20 protein-coding genes and 2 tRNA genes are annotated in these 20,826 nt (G+C 70.2%); 10 read left to right on the top strand and 12 right to left on the bottom strand.

The features are described from left to right. The first annotated feature begins 25 nt into the window (after positions 1–25). The 4 genes from ACZ3H8_RS24195 (at position 26) to ACZ3H8_RS24180 (ending at position 4,051) form a co-directional block, all read left to right on the top strand. On the top strand, positions 26–1,201 hold the full coding sequence (locus tag ACZ3H8_RS24195; RefSeq protein WP_467405078.1) for an SPFH domain-containing protein: 1,176 nt from the start codon (positions 26–28) through the stop codon (positions 1,199–1,201). 132 nt (positions 1,202–1,333) lie between these two features. Further along, the gene (locus ACZ3H8_RS24190) at positions 1,334–1,921 is read left to right on the top strand and encodes a lytic polysaccharide monooxygenase auxiliary activity family 9 protein (RefSeq protein WP_467405077.1); all 588 of its coding nucleotides are present in this window, start codon (positions 1,334–1,336) and stop codon (positions 1,919–1,921) included. A gap of 220 nt (positions 1,922–2,141) precedes the next feature. Continuing rightward, on the top strand, positions 2,142–3,419 hold the full coding sequence (locus tag ACZ3H8_RS24185) for a sensor histidine kinase (RefSeq protein ID WP_467405074.1): 1,278 nt from the start codon (positions 2,142–2,144) through the stop codon (positions 3,417–3,419). Continuing rightward, on the top strand, positions 3,377–4,051 hold the full coding sequence (locus tag ACZ3H8_RS24180; protein WP_467405073.1) for a response regulator: 675 nt from the start codon (positions 3,377–3,379) through the stop codon (positions 4,049–4,051). The genes ACZ3H8_RS24185 and ACZ3H8_RS24180 overlap by 43 nt, the downstream gene beginning before the upstream one ends. A gap of 91 nt (positions 4,052–4,142) precedes the next feature. Here ACZ3H8_RS24180 and ACZ3H8_RS24175 read toward each other — a convergent pair. The 6 genes from ACZ3H8_RS24175 to ehuB form a co-directional block, all read right to left on the bottom strand. Further along, a tRNA-Lys gene (locus tag ACZ3H8_RS24175) sits at positions 4,143–4,216 on the bottom strand. 61 nt (positions 4,217–4,277) lie between these two features. After that, entirely contained in the window at positions 4,278–5,036 is a 759-nt protein-coding gene (locus ACZ3H8_RS24170; protein WP_467405071.1) for an IclR family transcriptional regulator, read from the bottom strand. A 167-nt stretch (positions 5,037–5,203) separates the two neighbouring features. Beyond that, entirely contained in the window at positions 5,204–5,944 is a 741-nt protein-coding gene (gene ehuA, locus ACZ3H8_RS24165; RefSeq protein ID WP_467405454.1) for an ectoine/hydroxyectoine ABC transporter ATP-binding protein EhuA, read from the bottom strand. Positions 5,945–5,969: 25 nt separating this feature from the next. Then, positions 5,970–6,620, bottom strand: coding sequence for an ectoine/hydroxyectoine ABC transporter permease subunit EhuD (gene ehuD / locus ACZ3H8_RS24160; RefSeq protein ID WP_467405069.1), 651 nt, complete (start codon positions 6,618–6,620; stop codon positions 5,970–5,972). After that, entirely contained in the window at positions 6,617–7,291 is a 675-nt protein-coding gene (gene ehuC, locus ACZ3H8_RS24155) for an ectoine/hydroxyectoine ABC transporter permease subunit EhuC (RefSeq protein WP_398989911.1), read from the bottom strand. Before ehuC ends, ehuD begins: the two co-directional genes overlap by 4 nt. Continuing rightward, positions 7,288–8,169 carry an ectoine/hydroxyectoine ABC transporter substrate-binding protein EhuB gene (gene ehuB, locus ACZ3H8_RS24150; RefSeq protein ID WP_467405067.1) on the bottom strand — a complete coding sequence of 294 codons (882 nt, stop codon included), beginning with the start codon at positions 8,167–8,169 and terminating at the stop codon, positions 7,288–7,290. The genes ehuC and ehuB overlap by 4 nt, the downstream gene beginning before the upstream one ends. 42 nt (positions 8,170–8,211) lie before the next feature. Between ehuB and ACZ3H8_RS24145 the strand changes: the two genes are divergently transcribed. Next, positions 8,212–8,712 carry a DUF3830 family protein gene (locus tag ACZ3H8_RS24145; protein WP_467405065.1) on the top strand — a complete coding sequence of 167 codons (501 nt, stop codon included), beginning with the start codon at positions 8,212–8,214 and terminating at the stop codon, positions 8,710–8,712. A 67-nt stretch (positions 8,713–8,779) separates the two neighbouring features. On the opposite strand, the gene ACZ3H8_RS24140 is transcribed toward ACZ3H8_RS24145, so the two are convergent. Then, on the bottom strand, positions 8,780–10,186 hold the full coding sequence (locus ACZ3H8_RS24140) for an amidase (RefSeq protein ID WP_467405451.1): 1,407 nt from the start codon (positions 10,184–10,186) through the stop codon (positions 8,780–8,782). Next, positions 10,179–11,132, bottom strand: coding sequence for a D-2-hydroxyacid dehydrogenase (locus tag ACZ3H8_RS24135; RefSeq protein ID WP_467405063.1), 954 nt, complete (start codon positions 11,130–11,132; stop codon positions 10,179–10,181). The genes ACZ3H8_RS24140 and ACZ3H8_RS24135 overlap by 8 nt, the downstream gene beginning before the upstream one ends. Positions 11,133–11,228: 96 nt before the next feature. Between ACZ3H8_RS24135 and ACZ3H8_RS24130 the strand changes: the two genes are divergently transcribed. The 4 genes from ACZ3H8_RS24130 to ACZ3H8_RS24115 all read left to right on the top strand — a co-directional run bounded on the left by ACZ3H8_RS24130 (position 11,229) and on the right by ACZ3H8_RS24115 (position 15,910). Then, positions 11,229–12,026, top strand: a complete 798-nt coding sequence (locus ACZ3H8_RS24130; RefSeq protein ID WP_467405060.1) for a maleate cis-trans isomerase family protein — start codon at positions 11,229–11,231, stop codon at positions 12,024–12,026. Then, positions 12,023–12,748 (top strand): maleate cis-trans isomerase family protein, encoded by a 726-nt coding sequence (locus tag ACZ3H8_RS24125; protein WP_467405058.1) that lies wholly within the window; start codon positions 12,023–12,025, stop codon positions 12,746–12,748. Before ACZ3H8_RS24130 ends, ACZ3H8_RS24125 begins: the two co-directional genes overlap by 4 nt. A gap of 71 nt (positions 12,749–12,819) precedes the next feature. Then, positions 12,820–13,923, top strand: coding sequence for an LLM class flavin-dependent oxidoreductase (locus tag ACZ3H8_RS24120; RefSeq protein ID WP_467405056.1), 1,104 nt, complete (start codon positions 12,820–12,822; stop codon positions 13,921–13,923). Between the two features lie 271 nt (positions 13,924–14,194). After that, positions 14,195–15,910, top strand: coding sequence for a glycosyl hydrolase family 18 protein (locus ACZ3H8_RS24115; RefSeq protein WP_467405053.1), 1,716 nt, complete (start codon positions 14,195–14,197; stop codon positions 15,908–15,910). Between the two features lie 121 nt (positions 15,911–16,031). Here the strand turns inward: ACZ3H8_RS24115 and ACZ3H8_RS24110 are convergent, their stop codons facing one another. Continuing rightward, complete coding sequence (locus tag ACZ3H8_RS24110; protein ID WP_467405050.1) at positions 16,032–17,849, bottom strand: putative bifunctional diguanylate cyclase/phosphodiesterase; 1,818 nt, start codon at positions 17,847–17,849, stop codon at positions 16,032–16,034. Between the two features lie 385 nt (positions 17,850–18,234). Between ACZ3H8_RS24110 and ACZ3H8_RS24105 the strand changes: the two genes are divergently transcribed. Next, a complete protein-coding gene (locus ACZ3H8_RS24105; RefSeq protein WP_467405449.1) occupies positions 18,235–19,491 on the top strand; it encodes a M6 family metalloprotease domain-containing protein in 1,257 nt (418 codons plus the stop codon). Between the two features lie 115 nt (positions 19,492–19,606). Here ACZ3H8_RS24105 and ACZ3H8_RS24100 read toward each other — a convergent pair. From ACZ3H8_RS24100 to ACZ3H8_RS24090, 3 genes are all read right to left on the bottom strand, one after another. Then, positions 19,607–19,680, bottom strand: a tRNA-Lys gene (locus tag ACZ3H8_RS24100). Next, positions 19,671–20,330 (bottom strand): bifunctional DNA primase/polymerase, encoded by a 660-nt coding sequence (locus ACZ3H8_RS24095; RefSeq protein WP_467405048.1) that lies wholly within the window; start codon positions 20,328–20,330, stop codon positions 19,671–19,673. The genes ACZ3H8_RS24100 and ACZ3H8_RS24095 overlap by 10 nt, the downstream gene beginning before the upstream one ends. 128 nt (positions 20,331–20,458) lie before the next feature. Next, entirely contained in the window at positions 20,459–20,797 is a 339-nt protein-coding gene (locus ACZ3H8_RS24090) for a hypothetical protein (RefSeq protein WP_398989921.1), read from the bottom strand. Positions 20,798–20,826: the final 29 nt, after the last annotated feature.

Below are 20,826 nucleotides of genomic sequence, written 5' to 3'. Positions count from 1 at the left end.
GACCACTCTTGCGAGGTGAATCGCAGTGAACCCAACTACGTCGGAACCGGAGGGCGGCGCGCCGCCCGACAGCCCGCGGCGCACCCCGGTCATCGCCCAGGAGGTGACGACCGAGATCCCGGTGCACCTCCTCTTCCGTGACGACGACACCCAGCAGATCGACCTGCGCTCCGCCATGGTGGCGCGGCGGCAGGGAACCGGCGAGCAGCCGAAGGTCAAGGTCGGCAGACCCGCGCCGCCGCCCCCCGTCCCGCAGCGGTCCGCGCCGCCGGTCGACCCCGACCTGGCCGAGCGGGCAGCGCCCGCGCTGCCCGGCTGGACCGGGGCGGTCGCCGGGGCGTGCTCGCTCGCCGGGATCGGCGCGCTGCTGTGGGGTTCCGGGGCGCTGCCCGGCCGGGTGACCAGGCTGCTCGGGCTGACCTCGTACCCGTACCACGGCATCGGGTTCGGCGTGTGGTGCCTGCTCGCGCTCGGCGTGCTGCTGGCGCTCTTCGCCCTCGGCGGGCTCGGGCGCGCACAGGTCGGATACGCCTGGGTGCTCACCCTCTTCGGCGACTACGGCGGGACTGTGCGGCGTACGGGACTGGTGTGGATGAGCCCGCTGGTGCTGCGCCGCCGGGTCGATGTACGGCTGCGGCACTGGCGCAGCAATCCGATGCCCGCGGTCGACGCGAACGGCACCGCGCTGCGCGTCGTCGTGCTCGTGGTGTGGCGGGTCGAGGACACCGCGCTGGCGGCGCTCGGCGTCGAGGACCACGAGCGCTATCTGACCGAGCAGGTCGAGTCGGCGGTGGCGCGGGTGCTCTCGCAGCTGCCGGTCGACGTGCTTCACGAGGACGCTCCCTCTGCCTCCGCCGAAGGGACCCCCACGCTGCGCAACGCCGAGGCGGTCGGCGACGCGCTGACCCGGATGCTGTCGGCGGAGTGCGTGCCGGCGGGGATCGAGGTCTTCTCGGCGCAGCCGACGGGGATCGAGTACGCGCCGGAGGTGGCGGCCGCGATGCAGCGCCGGCGGATCGCGGCGATCGACGCCAAGCACCGGGACAGCGTGCTCACTTCGGTGGTGGACGCGGTGGACGACACGGTGAACAGGCTGACCGCGCGCGGGCTCGTCGAGCTCGACGCCTATGAGCGCAACGCTCTGGTCAAGGACCTCACCGTCGCCTTCTACAACGGGCGCTCCGGGGCAGGGGAGGGTTAGCGATTGGTCTGGACATGATGAACGCACGTCAATACATTGGGACTTGGTCTAGACCGGAACAAGCACTCTCGTACAACACGCACGCGTGCGGCACGGCTCACAGAACACCCCCACGTTCTCCTGGAGCGAAGCATGCGCAAGAAGATAAGTGCGGCCGTGCTCGGCCTCGTCGTGGCGGGCACCACCGTGCTCGCCAGCGGCAGCGCCAGCAGCCACGGCTACACCGAGTCCCCCATCAGCCGCCAGAAGCTCTGTGCCAACGGTACGGTCACCAACTGCGGCCCCATCCAATGGGAACCGCAGAGCGTCGAGGGCCCCAAGGGGTTCCCGGGCGCGGGTCCCGCAGACGGAAGGATCTGCGCGGGCGGCCTCGGCCAGTTCGCGCAGCTCGACGATCCGCGCGGCGGGGCATGGCCCACCACCAAGGTCTCGTCCGGCCAGAACTACACGTTCCGCTGGCGGTTCACCGCCAGGCACCGGACGACCGACTTCAAGTACTTCATCACCAAGAGCGGGTGGAACTCCAACCAGCCGCTGACCAGGGCGGCGCTCGAGTCGCAGCCGTTCCTGACCGTCCCCTACGGCGGCAACCAGCCGCCGGAAACCCTCTCTCACTCCGGTAATCTCCCGCAGCGCTCGGGGAGGCATCTGATCCTGGCGGTGTGGACCGTGCACGACACGGGGAACGCCTTCTACGCCTGCTCGGACGTTCAGTTCTGACAGCTAGTCAGTTACCGTGCGGCTCCCGCGCGGCGGCTTTGGCCGGGGCCGCCGTGGCGGGCATCGACCCGCCCCGGCGCGGGACCGAGCCGGCCCGCGACATCCTGCACACCGACTGGCGGGTGCCCCCGGGCGCGGCCCAGGTGTAGGGCTGGGCATACCCCCCGTCCGCCCGCAGGGACCGTGGTCGTGGGCGCGCGTCGGCGCCTACCGTTGGCGCATGACCGCCGCCCACAGCCCCTGGCAGGCCCTGACCAGGGGCGACTTTCTGCGCAGTGCCTGGCCCTGGCGTTCGGGCACGTATCTGGTGACCAGCGCGCTCACCGGCGTTCCGGCTCTTCTCGCGCTCGTCGTGCTTGTGGCGTTCTCGCTCGTCCTCGTCGGGCTGCCGCTGCTGATCCTCGCGGGCGTCGCCCTCGCCGTCGTCGAGCGGCGCAGGCTGCGGATCGTCGACGCCGGGCCCGCGCCCAGCCCGCACCGCACCCCCGCCGAACCCGGTCTCAGCGCCTGGCTGCGGCTGCGGCTCAGTGAGCAGGCGACCTGGCGGGAGCTCGCGTACGGGCTCCTGCACGCGCTCGTCCTGTGGCCGCTCGACCTGGTCGCCGTCCTCGTCGCCATCGGGCTGCCCGCCGCGATGGCCGCCGCGCCCGTGCAGCTGGCGCTCGACGGGGAGGAGGCGCGGGTCGCCAAGGCCTTCCTTGTCACGTCGTACCCGCAGGCGTTCGCGGCGGCCGCGGCCGGGCTCGTACTCCTCGCCGTACTCCTCCATCCGCTCGCCGCGCTGGCCGGAGCACGGGCCCAGCTCACCCGGCTGCTGCTCGCGCCCCGCGAGGGCGAGCTGTGCGACCGGCTGAGCGAGGTGACCCGGTCCAGGGCCCGGCTGGTCGCTGCATTCGAGGCCGAACGGCGGCGTATCGAAAGGGACTTGCACGACGGCGCGCAGCAGCGGCTCGTCGCCCTGACGATGACTCTCGGGCTCGCCCGCCTCGACGCGCCCGCCGGGCCGCTCGCCGACCGCATCGCGGCCGCGCACGACGAGGCCGGTCAGGTCCTCACCGAGCTGCGCCGGCTCATCCACGGCATCCATCCGCAGGTGCTCGCCGACTACGGGCTCGGCCCCGCGCTCGCCGACGCCGCCGACCGCTCGGCCCTGCCTGTGGACGCCGACGTCGAGCTGCCGCGGCTCGACCAGTCCGTCGAGACCGCGGCGTACTTCGCGGTCTGCGAGGCACTCGCCAACGCTGCCAAGCACAGCGGCGCGGACCGGGCGCGGCTCACCGCCCGCCGGCTGCGCGGGGTTCTGGAGATCGAAGTGCGGGACGACGGCCGGGGCGGCGCGACCGCGGCGAAGGGCAGCGGGCTTGTCGGCCTCGCCGACCGTATCGCCGTCCTCGATGGCACACTGACGATCACCAGCCCGCCGGGCGGGCCGACCGTGCTGCGTGTGGAGATCCCGTGCGAACCGAGAGAGAGCGAACCGACCGCCCCCTGCGAGTAGTTCTGGCCGAGGACAGCGTCCTCCTGCGCGAGGGCCTGATCGGCCTGCTGGCCCGGTTCGGCCACGAGACCGTCGCGGCGGTCGGCGACGCGGACGCACTGCGGGACGCGGTCACGGAGCACGACCCGGACATCGTGGTCACCGACGTCCGCATGCCGCCCGGCTTCCAGGACGAGGGCCTGCGCGCCGCCCTCGCCCTGCGCGCCGAGCGCCCGGCGCTGCCCCTGCTGGTGCTCAGCCAGTACGTCCAGCGCTCGTACGCCGCCGAACTGCTCGACGCGGGCGACGGCACCGGCGTCGGCTACCTCCTCAAGGACCGGGTCGGCCAGATCGAGGAGTTCCTGGACGCGATCGCCCGGGTCGCCGCGGGCGGCACGGTCGTCGACCCCGAAGTCGTACGGCAGCTGCTGCGCCGCCGCCGCGACCCGCTCGCCGCGCTCACCCCGCGCGAGCGAGAGGTCCTCGCCCTGGTGGCGGAGGGCCGGTCGAACGCGGCGATCGCCCGTGCGCTCGTGGTCACCGAGGCGGCCGTCGGCAAACACATCGGCAACATCCTCGGCAAACTCGACCTGCCGCCCGCCGAGGACACCCACCGCAGGGTGCTCGCGGTGCTGGCCTTCCTCCGCGCCTAGGGTGCCTCCGCGCCCAGGGTGCGAGGAGGCGGTCCGGGCGACTGGGCGCACGAAAAAGCCCCTCGCTCTCGCGAGGGGCTTTTCCCGTCTGTGCGCCGCCAGGGACTCGAACCCCGGACCCGCTGATTAAGAGTCAGCTGCTCTAACCAACTGAGCTAGCGGCGCCTGCTGACTCAAAAATACTACCTGGTCCGCAGGGGTGCTCGTGACCCCCGCCGCCGCCCGGCTAGATCGCCAGCGACAGCACCACCGGCGCCGCCTTGCGGTTCAGCGTTTCCGCCGCCGCGCGCAGCCGGTGGGCATGCTCGATCGGGAGCGAGAGCGCCAGGCACCCCACCGCCGAGCCCGCCGTCAGCGGGACCGCGGCGCAGACCGTGCCCACCGCGTACTCCTGGAGGTCCAGGATCGGGACCGTCGGGGGCTGGCTGTCCAGTTTCGAGAAGAGCAGCTTCTCGCTGGTGATCGTCCGCGATGTAAGTCGGGCGATCTTGTGGCGCGAGAGATGATCGCGGCGGCCGTTGACGTCCAGCTGGGTCAGCAGGCATTTGCCGACCGCGCTCGCGTGCGCGGCCGAGCGGAAGTCGACCCACTCGTTGACCTTGGGAGCGCGTGGACCGTCGGCGTACTGCGTGATCTTGACCTCGCCGTCGATGTACCGGCTGATGTAGACCGCAGCCCCGACCGAGTCCCGCAGCTCGGTGAGCGTCTCCTGGATCTTCGCCTCCAGCGCCTGCTGGCGGGTGACCCCTGAGCCGAGGAGTATCAGGGAGTCGCCGATCGCATAGGCGCCGTCCGTGACCTGCTCCACATACCCCTCGCGGCGGAGCATCGCCAGCATGGGGGCCAGGTGGCCGGTCGGCAGACCTGTCTCGCGTGCGATCTGGACGTCGGTGACACCGCCACCGTGCTTCGAGACCGTCTCCAGGACGCGCAAGACGTATTGCACCGAGTGGAACGGCGCGGTCGGCTCGGGCTTCAGCGCCACGGTTTCCCCCTAGCAGGTTGTGACCGCAAGCTTTCGTACCACGATAGCGGCCAAGAGCCGTTTCGGGGGCGGCTGTTGGCGAGTTTCATGCTGTGCCCCAGCCTCATGGGCTGGGGCTCAGCACCCTGGCATATGCCAATGTCACACCTATTTATCGGAGTGAATGGTCAGAGCACCGCGCCGAGAAACTCGCGGGTACGATCATGCTCCGGCTCCGAGAAGATTTTTTCCGGCGATCCGGACTCGATGACCTTTCCGGCGTCGAACATCAGCACCTCGTCCGAGATGTCCCGGGCGAAATTCATCTCGTGCGTCACGCACAGCATGGTGATGTCGGTGGAGCGGGCGATGTCCCGCAGCACGTCCAGCACACCCGCGACCAGCTCAGGGTCGAGCGCCGATGTGACCTCGTCGAGGAGCAGCACCTGCGGCCGCATCGCCAGCGCCCGCGCGATCGCCACCCGCTGCTGCTGGCCGCCCGACAGCTGGTTCGGCTTCGCGTCGCAGCGGTCGCCGAGGCCCACCAGGTCGAGCAGCTCCTTCGCGCGCTCCTCCGCCTCGTCCTTGGACATGCCGAGCACCCGCACCGGCGCCTCGGTGATGTTCCGCAGGGCGGTCATGTTCGGGAACAGGTTGAACTGCTGGAAGACCATGCCGATTTGTTTGCGCGCCTCGCGGCGCTCCTTCTCGGCGGCTGGAAACAGCCGGTTCCCGTTCACCTGGATCGTGCCCTCTTCGGGCGATTCCAGAGTCATGAGCAGCCGCAGGATCGTGGTCTTGCCGGAGCCGGACGGGCCGATCAGCGTCACATGCTTTCCGGGCTGTACCGAGAAACAGAGGTTGTCCAGCACGGTGTTGTCGCCGAAGCGCTTCGTCACATTCTCGAAGCGGATCAGTTCCTTGGACATGTCGGGAGAGGTGTCGGGGCGGGTGTCAGCGGACAAGGCGGCGCTCCAGGGTTCGTACGAGAAGAGAAGCCGGGTAGGCGATGAGAATGAAGGCGATGCCGATCACGGTCAGCGGCTCGGTGTACTGGAACGTCGACGCGCTCTCCAGCCGCGACTGCTGCAGCATCTCCAGTACGCCGATCGCGGCGAGAAGCGGTGTGTCCTTCAGCATCGCGATGACGTAGTTGCCCAGCGCCGGCGTGATGCGCCGGATCGCCTGCGGCAGGATCACCGCGAACCAGGTGCGGTGGGCGGGCAGGCTCAGCGCCGTCGCCGCCTCCCACTGACCGGCCGGCACGGCGTCGATGCCGGCCCGGTAGACCTGTGCGGTGTACGTCGAGTAGTGCACCCCGATCGCGATCGTGCCGGTGGTCAGCGCAGAGAACTGCACGCCCCACTCCGGCAGTACGAAGAAGAGGAAGAAGAGCTGCACCAGCAGCGGCGTGGTGCGGATGAACTCCGTGACGAGGTTCACCGGCCACCGTATGAAACGGGTCGGCGCCCTGAATCCGATCGCCCAGACCAGGCCGAGCGTGAAGGAGATCAGCGAGCCGAGCACCAGGATCTGCAGCGTGATGAGCACGCCGTCCCAGAAGCGCGGCATGAAGTCCGCGACCGCGGACCAGTCCCAGTTCACTTCGCGCCACCTCCGGAGACCGCGACGCCGATATTGCTCTTGGTCTTCTTCTCGAGAGCTTTCATGGAGCGTGTGATGCCGAACGCGAGCACGAAGTAGATGACCAGGCTGATGGTGTAGATCTGCGCGCTCTCCTGCGTCGCGAGCCGCACCAGGTACGCCGCGAAGGAGACGTCGCCCACGCCCAGCAGCGACACCAGCGCCGTGCCCTTGAGCAGCTCGACCAGCAGATTGCAGAACGGCGGGAGCATCTCCGGTACCGCCTGCGGCAGCAGGATCAGCCGCATCCGCTGCCACGGTGTGAAGCTGAGCGCGACCCCCGCTTCACGCTGGGCCGGAGCCACCGAGTTCAGCGCACCGCGCACGATCTCCGCGCCGTACGCACCGTAGGACAGGCCCAGTGCCAGCACTGCCGCCCACATCGGGACCAGCTGCCAGCCCAGCAGCGGCGGCAGCACGAAGAACAGCCAGAACATCAGGATCAGCGCGGACGTGCCGCGGAAGATCTCGGTGTAGAAGCCCGCCAGGAAGCGGACGAAGCGCGAGCGGTGGGTGCGGGCCATGCCGACCGCGAAGGCGACGACGCCGGCCAGCGCCGCGCTGTACACCAGCAGTTGGACGGTGATCCAGATGCCCGGGAGCACCCAGTTCTGCCAGAGTCCGGCTGTCATCGGCACAGCTCCTTGGCAGTGAGCGTGGTCATCTCGTTCTTGGTGAAGCCGAACGGCCGCAGTATGCGGAAGAGTTCGCCGCTCTTCTTCATCTTGTGGATCTCGACGTTGAAGGCGTCGCGCAGCTCGGTGTCGGTGGGGCGGAAGGCGAAGCCGCCGCCGTCGATCTTCTTCTCGCCGTCGACGACGGCCGCGAACGGCTCGGTCGCCTCCGCCTTCCGGCTCTTCTTGACCACCTCGCGGGTGGTCAGCGCGGTGCCCGCGAAGAGGTCGACCCGGCCCGACTCGACCGCGTTCAGCCCCGCCACCTGGTCCTGGAGGATAACGATGTCCTTCTCCGGGAAGCCGGCGGCGACGGCGTATTCGATCTCCGCATAGCCGGTGCCGGTGGCGAACTTCGCCTTCGCCTTCACCACGTCCTCGTAGGTGTGCAGATTCTTGGGATTGCCCTTGCGTACGATGAAAGCATCGAGCATCTGGTACTCGGGGTCGGCGAAGATGACCTGCTCGCAGCGCTCCTTGTTGATGTACATCCCGGCCGAGACGACATCGAACTGCTCGGAGTTCAGCCCGGGTATGAGAGAGGCGAAGTCGGTGGCGACCGGCTGGACGTTGTCGATGCCCAGCCGCTTGAAGATCACCCGGGCCAGCTCTGGAGCCTCACCGGTGAACTCGCCCTGGTCGTCTACATAGCCGTAGGGCACCTCGCCCGCGATGCCCAGGCGCACCGTGCGCTGGGACTTGAGCCGGGCCAGGGCATCACCCGACGGCACCCGGCTGCAGCCGGCCGCGCCCGCGGCGCCGAGCGCGCCGGCGGCAGCGGTGCCAAGCAGCACTGTGCGTCTGCGAATCGATCCTGTCAGTGGTGTTCGAGCCATGGCCGCGCGGCTACCCGCGTCCACGCGGGGTATGCGTACGAAATGGCCGACCGATACATGACCGTTGCCCTTGAGAAGCGCGGTGTGCGGTGCACCGCGAAACTCCTCACCGAGAAGGCCCCGCTGACCTGCGCGGCCGTGTGGGACGCGCTGCCGCTCTCCGGGGACGTCTACCACGCGAAGTATGCCCGTAATGAGATCTATGCACTTTTTCCGGCGTTCGCGGAGCAGGAACCGCCGCTGGAGAACCCGACGGTGACCCCCATTCCGGGTGATCTATGCTATTTCACCTTCTCGGACGTGCAGTTGGGCACGGCGTCGTACGGGTACGGCGAGCAGGCCGCCCATCACGGCCGGACCACTGTCGTCGACCTCGCCCTCTTCTACGAGCGCAACAACCTGCTGCTCAACGGCGACACCGGCTGGGTACCCGGCATCGTCTGGGGCACCGTGGTCGACGGCCTCGACCGGATGGCCGAGGCCTGCCAGGACCTGTGGCGGGCGGGCGCGCTGGGGGAGTCGCTGTCGTTCCGCCGAGCGTAGGAGCTGGGGCTCCGCCCCAGACCCCGCGCCTCAAACGCCGGCGGGGCTTATTTTGCGAAGCCCCGGCTTACCGGGTCGCGAGCGTAGGCGGGGGGATCGCCGCCGCGCCCGACTCGTAGAGCGCGTGCGCGGCCCGCAGTACCAGCGCGTCCGCGTGGCGCGCGCCGATCAGCTGGACGCCGACCGGCAGCCCGTCCTCGTCCACCCCGCACGGCACCGTCGCGGCGGGCTGCTGGGTCAAGTTGAAGGGGTATGTGAACGGCGTCCACCCCGTCCAGCGGCGGTGCCCCGAGTGTGCCGGGGCCTCCACCCCCGCCTCGAACGCGGTGATCGGCAGGGTCGGGGTGACCAGCAGGTCGTACGACGTGTGGAAGCGGCCCATCCGCCGGCCGAGATCCATCCGGACGTCGACAGCCGCCAGATACTCCAGCGCACTGTGCCGCGCCCCGGCCTCGGCGATCTCCCGCAGCCCCGGGTCCAGTGCCTCGCGCTGCCGGGGCCCGAGATGCTGCAGCACCCGGGCCGCGCCGCTGAACCACAGGGTGTGGAAGGCCTCCACCGGGTCGGCGATGTCGGGGTCGCACTCCTCGATGTACGCACCGAGGCCCGCCAGCGCCGCTACCGCCCGCCGTACCGCGGACGCGACGGCCGGGCGCACCGCCACCTGTCCGCCGAAGGACGGCGAATAGGCGATCCGCAGCCTCTTCACCCCGTCCGCGAGGGTGCCGCGGACGCCGTCCGCGGGGCCCAGGTGCGACCAGTCCCGCCAGTCCTCGCCGCTGATCACATCGAGTATCAGCGCGGCGTCCGCGGCGTCCTTCGTCATCGGGCCCGCGTGCGAGAGCGTCCCGAACGGGCTCGACGGATACAGCGGCACGCGTCCGTACGTCGGCTTCATCCCGAAGATCCCGCAGAAGGACGCGGGGATGCGGACCGAGCCGCCGCCGTCCGTGCCGATCGACAGCGGACCCGCGCCGAGCGCCACCGCCACCGCGCTGCCGCCGCTGGAGCCGCCCGCCGTGCGAGTGATGTCGTACGGATTGCCCGTCACCCCGTGCCGCGGTGAGTCGGTGACGCCCTTCCAGCCGAACTCGGGGGTCGTCGTCTTGCCGAGGAAGACCGCGCCGTGCGCGCGCAGCCGCCCCACTGACGGCGCGTCCTCGTCCCAACTCCCTTCCGCGGAAACGGACATGGAGCCGCGCAGGGTCGGGCCGCCGCGCTGCAGCAGCAGGTCCTTCACGGTGACCGGCACCCCGTCGAGCAGCCCCTGCGGCTCTCCTCTGCGCCACCGCCCGGCGGACGCCTCGGCCTCGGTCAGTGCCTGCTCGGCATCCACCCGGACGAAGGCGTTCACCAGGGGCTGCACCACTTCGATCCTCTCCAGCGCGGCGCGGGTCGCGTCGACGGGGGAGAAGTCGCCCTTCTCGTAGCCGGTGAGCAGTTGGCGTGCGGTGAGGTCAGTCAGCTCAGACATCATGCATGGGGACGTACCCACGTTTCTTGTCGACAACGTGCGGGAACGGCTTTCCGGCCTCCCACAGTTCGTACAACTCCACGAACTGTTCGCCGAGCCGGTCGCGCCAGCCGACCGTGTCGCCGCTCATGTGCGGGGAGACGATCAGCCCGGGCACGTCCCACAGCGGGCTGTCGGGCGCGAGCGGCTCGGAGCTGAAGACATCGAGGGCCGCGCCCGCGATCCACCTTTTGTTGAGCGCGGCAACGAGATCGTCCTCGACGACCAGCGGGCCGCGCCCCACATTGATGAACCGGGCCGAGGGCTGCATCAGACCGAAGCGCCGCGCGTCGAACATCCCGCGCGTCGCATCGGTGAGCGGCGCGGCGCACACCACCCAGTCGGCGCGCGCGAGCAGCGGATCGAGGTCCTGAGCGCCATGGATCCCGGGCCGCTCGGTGCGGCCCACGACCGCCACGGTGACGCCGAGGGCCTCCAGCGTGCCGGCCACGGTCCGGCCGATCGGGCCCGCGCCCACCACCGCCGCCCGGGTGCCCGCCACCCGCAGGCCCTCGCGGTGGCGCCAGCGCCGCTGCCGCTGGAGCTCCAGGGTGCCGGGCAGGTCCTTCGCCATGGCAAGGACCAGACCGGCGACGTACTCGGCGATCGGCTCCTCGAAGACCCCCCGGGCATTGGTGACCACCGTGTCGGAAGCGATCAGCTCGGGGCAGAGCAGCCGGTCGACCCCCGCGCTCGGGGTGTGCACCCAGCGCGGGCGCGGCCCCTCGCCCGGCCAGGCGGCACGTACCGCCTCGGAGAGGAAGTCCCACACCAGCAGGACGTCTGCGTACGGGAGTCGGGCGGCGAGCGTCTGCTCGTCGGCGTACTGGACGTGGACCCGTCCGGTCAGCCGCCCGAGACGGGGCGGCGGGTCTGCTGCCAGCACGAGAAGAGTGGGTTCGGACATCAAGCGGAAGCCGTTTCGTAACGTCTGACATGTACGGATTGACCACGCTCGCACCCGAACCTACCGTCGTCAACAACACGTATTAGGGGGCCTGCGATGGATGTCTCCTTCCTCGGTGGACCACAGCCCCAGCGCGGTGTCGGGGTGGTCGCTCCGTTCGATTTCGCGCTGGACCGTGAGCTGTGGCGCTGGGTCCCCGACGATGTATCGCTGCGCCTGACCCGTACGCCCTATGTGCCCGTCGAGGTCTCCCTCGACCTCGCCCGTCTGGTGAGCGAGCACGAGACGCTGCGCGAGGCGGTCCAGGCGCTGACCGTGTCCGAGCCCGAGGTGGTCGCGTACGCCTGCACGTCGGGCAGTTTCGTCGGCGGTCTCGCCGGTGAGCGGGCCATGTGCGAGGCGATGAGATCGGCGGGGGAAGTCGACTCGCTGACCACCTCCGGCGCCCTGCTGGAAGCACTCGAGGAGCTGGGCGCCGGCCGTATCGCCCTGGTCACGCCCTATACGGAGTCGGTGACCCAGGCACTGGAGGTGTATCTGGGAGAAGCTGGGGTAACGGTCACGGGCCGCGCCTTTCTGGGACTGACCCGGCACATCTGGAAGGTGTCGTACCGGTCGGTGGTGGACATGGCGCGGCAGGCGGTGGTGGGCGCGGCCGACGCGCTCTTCATCAGCTGCACCAACCTGCCGACGTACGACGCGATCCCGCAGCTGGAGGCCGAACTGAGGATGCCGGTGCTCTCCGCGAACCAGGTGACGATGTGGGCCGCGCTGCGCCGGATCGGGGTGCACGCGGTCGGTCCGTACCAGGCGCTCCTGCTGGACCCCGAGCCGACAGCTGAGCAGACGACCGCGCCGGCGACCGAGCCCGAAGAACAGGAAGGCTGGACATGACGACAGTCGGACTTCTCTACCCCGGGCACTCCGCCGAGGACGACTACCCCCGGTTCGAGGTGCTGCTCGACAGCGACATCAGACTGCCCGTCGTCCACACTGACATCGGCGAGGACGCCCACCGCGTCGACGCGCTGCTGCGGATGGGCTCGGCGGAGCGGCTCGCCGCGGGTGTGGAGGAGCTCCGGCTGGAGGGCGCGGAGTCGGTGGTGTGGGCGTGCACCAGCGGAAGCTTCGTCTACGGCTGGGAGGGCGCGCGCGAGCAGATCCGCTCGCTGGCGCTGGCCGCGGGGCTGCCGGCGTCGAGCACGTCGTTCGCCTTCGCGCATGCGGTACGGGCGCTGGGCGCAGTGCGCGTCGCGGTCGCCGCGACCTACCCGCAGGACGTCACGGCCCTCTTCACCGCCTTCCTCAAGGCGTCCGGGGCCGAGGTGGTCTCCGACCGGGCGAGCGGGATCGTCACCGCGGCCGAGGTCGGCACCTGGGGCCGGGACGAGGTGCTGGAACTGGCCAGGGCGGGCGACCACCCCGACGCGGAGGTGGTGCTGCTGCCGGACACGGCCCTGCACACCGCGGCGTACCTCCCCGACCTGGAGGACCTGCTCGGTAAGCCGGTCCTCACGGCGAACCAGGTGACGGTGTGGGAGGGGCTGCGGCTGGCGGGGCGCAAGGCGTGGGTGTTCGGGCCGAAGCTCGGCACGCTGTTCGCGAAGCCGGAATGAATCCCGACTGAAGTGACCGGGCGGGAATAAAGCGGAGAGGCCCTCCTGTTAGCTCGTGCTGTACGTACTTCATGCGCAGGAGGGCTGCACCGGTGGACGACGCGATTCAGGGTGACGCGATTCGAGGCACGGCGAACGGAACGGCCCCAGTGCCCCTGTCTGTACTGGACCTGGTGACGGTCGGCGTCGGTCGCACCGCTACCGACGCCCTGCGTACCAGCGTGGACATCGCGCGGCTGGCCGAGAGCCGTGGCTTCAACCGCCACTGGGTCGCCGAGCACCACTCGATGCCGGGCGTCGCCTCCTCGTCCCCGGCCGTGATCCTCGCCCACCTCGCCGCCCACACCGAGCGCATCCGCCTCGGCTCGGGCGGCGTGATGCTCCCGAACCACGCGCCGCTTGTCATCGCCGAGCAGTTCGGCACGCTGGAGGCGCTCGCGCCGGGCCGCGTCGACCTGGGCCTCGGGCGGGCGCCCGGCACCGACGGCCCGACCGCCGCGGCCCTGCGGCGGGCCGATGGGCTGAACGAGGGCGCCGACGACTTTCCGCAGCAACTCGCCGAGCTGACCCGCTTCCTGGACGACGACTTCCCGGACGGGCATCCGTACTCCCGCATACACGCGGTGCCAGGACCGGTCCAGGGCCCCTCCGCCCGCCCGCCGATCTGGCTGCTCGGCTCCTCCGGCTTCAGCGCCCGGCTGGCCGGAGTGCTCGGACTGCCCTTCGCCTTCGCCCACCACTTCTCGGCGCACAACACCATCCCGGCGCTCGACCTGTACCGCGAGTCCTTCCGGCCGTCCGCGGTGCTGGACGCCCCGTACGCGCTGATCGGTGTCTCGGCCCTTGCCTCGGACGACGAGAAGGAGGCCCGCCGCCAGGTCCTGACCGGCGCCCTGTCCATGGTCCGGCTGCGCACCGGCCGTCCCGGGCTGATCCCCACGCCCGATGAGGCGGCGGCGTACGAATTCAGCCCCATGGAGCGGGAGTTCGTGGACAGCTGGTTGACGAACGTCGTCCACGGCACTGCGGACGAGGTGCGGACGGGACTTGACGACCTCCAGAAGCGCACCGGCGCGGACGAGTTGATGATCACGGCGAATGCGCACGGCGGGGATGCGCGGCTGCGCTCCTACGAACTGATCGCGGACGCCTACGACTTGCCGGGGGCCGAGTAAAACCTGGGTTTCGCGGGCGGAGTGGTTCACTGCTGAACTGTCCGTCCCCGGGCCCTTAATAGGGCCTTAAACCGCTCGTCACCGTTGGTGGCGAGCGGTTCTGCGTGCGGGGTGTGGGTGTCTGACAAGCGATTTCTCGCCAAAATTGGTCTAGTCCTCGATTTGGTTCAGACCATTGACGCGGCGGTGGCCTGATCGCTATCTCTTCTCCAACTCGCGTTCCCATTCCTGTCCCAGGTCCCGTTCCGTACATCCCCCCGGAGGCTGTCCCGTGCGCTCCCGCAGACCCTTGCTCGCGGCCCTGACGACCGCGGCCCTTGCCGCAGGCGTCCTGGCCGGTTTGGTAGGCCCAGGCACCGCCGACGAGGCGGCCGGCGACGACGTCACGACCGCCGCCGCGTCCACCGGCGGGGTGAAGATCGCGTACTACGACCAGTGGAGCGTGTACGGCAACGCCTTCTACCCCAAGCATCTGGACACCCGGGGCATCGCGGCCAAGCTCGACGTCCTCAACTACTCGTTCGGCAACATCCACCCGACCGAACTGACCTGTTTCGAGGCGAACAAGGCCGCGGGCGACGACGCCAATCCCAACGCCGGTGACGGCGCGGGCGATTCGTACGCCGACTACCAGAAGTCCTTCGCGGCGGCGGACAGCGTCGACGGCGTCGCCGACACCTGGAACCAGCCGATCGTGGGGGTCTTCAACCAGTTCAGGGAGCTGAAGGCCAAGCACCCCAAGCTGAAGATCAATATTTCGCTGGGCGGCTGGACGTACTCCAAGTACTTCCACGACGCGGCCAAGACGGACGCGAGCCGCAAGAAGCTGGTCGCCTCCTGCGTCAAGCAGTACATCGCGGGCGACCTGCCGGTCGAGGGCGGCTACGGCGGCCCCGGCACCGCCGCCGGGATCTTCGACGGCATCGACATCGACTGGGAGTACCCGGGCTCGGAGGGCGGCCACCTCGGCAATCACTACGGACCCGAGGACAAGGCCAACTTCACTCTCCTGCTTGCGGAGTTCCGCAAGCAGCTGGACGAGTACGGCGCGGCGCACGGCGGCAAGAAGTACCTGCTGACGTCGGCGCTCCCGGCCGGCCAGGACAAGATCAAGCACATCGAGACGGACAAGATCGGCGCGTACCTCGACTACGCGAACATCATGACGTACGACATGCACGGCGCCTGGGACGCGGACGGCCCGACGTACCACCAGTCGCCGTTGTACTCGCCGGCCTCCGACCCGACGGACCCCATCGCGCCCGGCACACAGAAGTACTCGATCGACAACGCCATCGACTCCTGGCTCGACGGGAACGCGGCGTACGGCATCGCGGGCGGCTTCCCGGCGAACAAACTGACGCTGGGGTACGAGTTCTACTACCGCGGCTGGAAGGGCGTCCCGGCCGGCGCGAAGAACGGCCTCGCGCAGTCCGCGACCGGCGCATCGGGCGCACGACCGGTGAGTCAGCAGGCGGGCATCGCGCACTACAAGGAGCTCGGCGGGGTCGTCGACAACGCGGCGACGACGTTCTGGGACGACGAGGCCAAGGCGGCGTACTTCTACAAGGACGGGGAGTTCTTCACCGGCCTCGACAAGCGCGCGATCCAGGCGCGGGCGGACTATGGGCACAGCCGGGGCCTGGCGGGCGCGATGATGTACTCGCTGCTCGGCCTGGACGCGAACGCGACGCTGTTCAACGACATCGTGACGGCGGTCGGCGGCTCCCCGAACCCGGACCCGTCGGACCCGACCCCGTCCCCGTCGGACCCGACCCCGTCGCCCTCCAGCCCGACCCCGACTCCGTCCCCCTCCGACCCGCCGGCGGGCTGCACGGCCGCGGCCTGGTCCAGCACCCCGGCGTACACCGGCGGCGCGCAGGTCTCCCACAAGGGCCACCTCTGGAAGGCGAAGTGGTGGACCCAGGGCGAAGAGCCGGGCACGACGGGCGAATGGGGCGTCTGGCAGGACTTGGGCGCCTGCTGAGCCGCTGACCCCCGACCCCCCACAGGCCGCCGCCCCCGCCCGGAACGTCCTTCCGGCCGGGGGCGGTCGGCTCCCACCCGGTCGCCCGGATCCGGCGTCGGACCGGGCGTCAGACCTGGCGTCAGACGGACAACGCTCCGACGCCGATCAGCTCGGCGATCTGCTCCGGCGCCACCGCCCGCGAGTAGAGCCAGCCCTGGCCCGTGTCACAGCCGATCCGCCGCAGCCGCGACGCCTGACCAGCCGTTTCGACGCATTCCGCCGTAACCGTCAGGCCCAGCCGGTGCGCCAGTTGCACCATCGCCTCGACGATCGTCTCGTCCGCCGGGTTCGGATGCGCCTCGTCCTGGAAGCCGCGGACAAACGATCCGTCGAGCTTCAGTACGGATACCGGCAGCCGGCTCAGATACGCGAGGTTCGAGTACCCCGTCCCGAAGTCGTCGATCGCGATCTGCACGCCCATGTCGCTGAGCGCATGCAACGCCTGGAGCGGGCGGCCCGCCGAGCCCATCACCGCCGATTCCGTCAGCTCCAGTTGCAGCAGATGCGGCGCGAGTCCCGTCTCCGCCAGGATCCCCGCCACGTCCGCCACCAGGTCGGAGTCCCAGACCTGGCGTACGGCGACATTGACGCTGACGAACAGCGGCGGCGCGTCCGGGTGGTCCTTCTGCCACTGGCGGGCCTGGAGGCACGCTGTACGCAGCACCCACCGCCCGAGCTGGACGATCGAGCCGTCCTCCTCCGCGATGCCGATGAACCGATTCGGCGCGAGCGTGCCGAACTGCGGGTGGTTCCAGCGCACCAGCGCCTCCACGCCCCGCGTCACCCCGTCCGCCATCCCCACCAGCGGCTGGTACTCCAGCGTGAACTCCCCGCGCTCCACGGCCGGGCGGAGCGTCGAGGACAGCGCCTGACGGGTCATCCGGTGTGCGTTGCGCTCGGGGTCGAACAGCGTCCAGCGGGCCTTGCCGTCCGCCTTCGCCCAGTACAGCGTCGTGTCCGCGGCCTGCATCAGCCCGGTGGCATTCGTCCCGGACACCGTCCGTTCCACCACCCCGATCGACGCCGAGACCGAAACACGCTGCCCGGCCAGGTCGAACGGCTGCTGCAGCGCGGCCAGTACGGACTTGGCGAGATCGGCGAGCTGCTCCGTACCGGTGGATTCCTCGACCAGGATCGCGAACTCGTCGCCGCCGAGCCGCGCCACCAGGTGCCCGCCGCTGCACGTGTATCCGTAGCTGTCCGCGCACTCGGTGAGCCGCGAGGCGACCGCGGCCAGCAGCCGGTCGCCGAGCCGGTGCCCGAGGGTGTCGTTGACCGCCTTGAAGCCGTCGAGGTCGAGATAGCAGAGGCCGATCCGGCCGGTCGAGCCGTGGTCGTACGCCGATGACTCGAGCGCCGCCGACAATCGCTCGAAGAACAGTGTGCGGTTGGGCAGTCGGGTCACCGGGTCGTGCATCTGGAGATGGCGCAGCCGGGCGTGCAGCTCGCGCCGGTCGCTGATGTCCGCGATGGAGAGCAGCACATTGCGGCTGTCGGGCACCGGCGCGACGGTCACCTCCGCCCACAGCGTGCGCCCGTCGGGGTGCTTGAGGCGGCGCGCACAGCGGAACCGGGACCGGCGGCCGCGCAGCACTTCGCGGTACGCGTGCCAGGTGCGGCGGTCCGATGCGAGGTCGACGAGGTCCGCCGCGAACTGTTCCTGCAGGGTCTCGGGTTCGGTGCCCAGCAGCGCGGCGAGGGCCGCGTTGGCGGTGACGACGACGCCCTCGTGGTCGACGACCGCCATCGCGAGGTGCGCGGCGTTGAACGCGGCCCGGTAGTCGCGCAGTTCGGCGGTGGTCCGGCCGAAGCGGTTACGCTCTGTGATCGACAGCCCGGTTTTGCTGGGGTCGGCGGCGACTCCCGCGGGCCCTGTTCCTTCGGAGGTTCCGCTCACCGCTCGCTCCCGCAGTGCAGTCGTGTCGTACAGGGTCGTACCGATGTGATCAGCAAGAAATCCGGCAAGAAGCCCGGCGGCAAGGGGAAGAAGCCGGGAAAGTCTGCCGATCATAGAGGCTGGCCCATGGGCCGTTCCAGCTACGCCGCTGCGAGACGGCTCATTCACGGCCTTCGGTCGATCGTTTCTGCACAGGTCTGAGTCGGGGTCGATCCGTGCTGACCGAATGTGACGTTCCGTGAGCCATCGGAGTGTCGTCGGGTCTCGGGTCGGTGTCGAGCCGGTGTCGGGTCGGTCACCCGGGTGGGGCAGCGGAACAGGGCGTACTGCCAAAAACCGTCACAAGGTGGTTGAGGTGTCGCCCATTCCGCAGCCGGAGGTCCACGTGGAGGGTCAGCAGTCGTCCGAGGGAACACCCGAGGGAGTGGAACCCGTGCGCCTGCGGAGCGCCGCTGCTGCCCTCACTTCCCTCGTGGCGCTCGCCGCCACTTCGCTCGTGGCCGGCCCCGCGGTGGCCAAGACGGCGGGTGGGCCCTGCGCGCTGACCCGCACGGCCGCGCACCACTCCCTGGGCGTGGACACGTGGAACACCGACTATCCGCGCCCGGCCCGGCAACTGGACGCGGTGATGATCTTCCTGTCGTTCCCGGACTCCGTCCCGCTGAACGCGCCGCGCGAGCTCGCGGCCGACCACTTCCCGGCCACCAGCACATTCTTCGCGCGTGCCTCGTACGGGAAGTTCGTGCTGCGCCCGCACTCGCAGCGCGAGTGGGTGGCGATGCCGAAGGCCTCGACGGCGTACGGGATAAGCCGTGACTGGGAGCCCGGGCAGCGCGCCGGGTATCTGCGCGACGCGATCAACGCGGCCGACCCGACCGTCGACTTCTCCCGCTACGACATCGTCTATCTGGTCGCCGACCCGGACGCGCCCGGCGTCGACTCCGACGCGACGAAGGTCGTGAACTTCGACGAGCCCCTGCACGCCGACGGCACCGACGTCGACCGGGTCGTCACCGTCTTCGAGCGCCACCCGCCGGACCGCAATGTGCTGGCCCACGAGACCGGGCATGTCTTCGACCTGCCTGACCTCTACCACCGGCCGACGGACGGCAAGGGCGACTGGGACACGTACGTCGGGGACTGGGATGTGATGGGCAGCCAGTTCGGTCTTGCCCCGGATCTCTTCGGCTGGCACAAGTGGAAGCTGGGCTGGCTGGACAAGCGGGCCGTGCGGTGTGTGACCAAGGCCGAGTGGATCACTCTGGAGCCGATCTCGGCCGCGCCGGCCCCGGGCGGGAGCCTTGGCACGCGGCTCGCGGTCGTCCGGACCGGCGTGGACACGGCGCTCGCGATCGAGGTGCGCGGATCGACGGGCAACGACGAGTCGACCTGCAGGGAGGGGGTGCTGCTGTACCGCGTGCAGGCCGAGACGGCTTCGGGTGGCGGCCCGGCGGAGGTCGTCGACACCCACCCGGACAGCTCGGCGTGCTGGGACACGTCGGTGTACCCGCCGCTGGCGGATGCGCCGCTGGGGGTCGGCGAGACGTTCACGATGCCGGGGGTGCCGGGGGGACGGACGAGGGTGGAGGTGGCGGACCGTACGCGGTCGGGCGCGTGGACAGTCAAGATCACCACGACGTAGCGGTGCGTCCGGGGGGCTGCGGTGCGGGGGTGGGGCGCGGGGTCCGGTCGTCCGGGTCCCGGCGTCCGGGCGTACGAAAAAGCCCCTCGCTCTCGCGAGGGGCTTTCTCCGTCTGTGCGCCGCCAGGGACTCGAACCCCGGACCCGCTGATTAAGAGTCAGCTGCTCTAACCAACTGAGCTAGCGGCGCCTGCTGACGTCGTAGACCTTAGCATCCTGATCGGCGCCAGGAAAAATCGATATACGGACGCTGGGAGCCGAGGCCGCGCGGACCGCCCGCACGCACGCCCAGAGCACCACCTCGGGCCCCGGCAGCCACGGGTGCCGGGTGTCGGGGGCCACCAGCCAGCGCGGGCCGCCCGTCGCGGCGTGGCCCTTGGCCAGCGGCGGAACGGTGACTGCGTCGCCGGTGCCGTGGCAGAGCACCGGCGGTACGGAGTCGCCGCACTCCTCCCAGCCGAGCAGGGACGGCAGGCGGTGCGCGGTGCCGGGGGCGGCGAAGAGCAGCATCCGGCCGCGGTGCATGGCGACGGGGCCGGATCCCGGCCCCTCCTCCCAGAGCCGGTCGAGCATGCGGCGGCCGAAGATCGTGGGCACGTTCACGACGTCGAAAACGGAGCCGCAGGGGAGTACGGCGGGGGCGTACGGGTGGGTCTCCCAGAGGGCCAGCATCGAGCGCGGATGGCCGACGGCTGAGACGAGCCAGCTCGCGCCGGGCGATGTGACCTGGGCAACCTGGTGCCTGCCCTCCTCCCGCAGGAGGGCCAAGGTGTGGGTCCGGCGCTCGTCGTCACCGGAGCCGGGGGCCGGCAGAGAGTCGTCTTGCAGCCATGCACTCATGGAACAAGACCTACCCGGAGTGACCGTTCCGTTTCTGAGAGTTGGCGGAAACGGAGACAGGGCCGGTCGGGGAGGCGTATCTTGCGCCCCGGCATATGCCATGCGCGATGTTGAGGCGAGGCGGGGGGCTAGGGCGTGGTGTTGCGGAGCAGGCCGCGGCCGAACTCGATCATCTTCTTCGCGTAGTCCTCGGTCCACTCCGCCCGCTCGGCGATGTCCGCGGGGGTCAGCCGGTCGAACCGGCGCGGGTCGGCGAGCTGGGCGGCGGCGAGCGCCTGGTACTCCACGGCGCGGTCGGTGGCCGCGCGGAACGCCAGGGCCAGTTCGGTCGACCGCGCCAGCAGCTCCCGCGGGTCCTCTATCGACTCCAGGTCGAAGAAGTGCTCGGGGTCGGCGGCAGCCTCCGACGGCTCGAAGAGCAGCGGGGCCGGTCGCAGCTTCCGCTCGCTCCGCTCGGGTTCCGCCATGTGGTTCTCCTCCTCGCCCAGGTGCGAGC

It is taken from the genome of Streptomyces sp. NPDC002868, assembly GCF_055563295.1.
The sequence above is the reverse complement of the archived record's forward strand: the minus strand, read 5'-3'. Positions and strand labels throughout refer to the sequence as shown.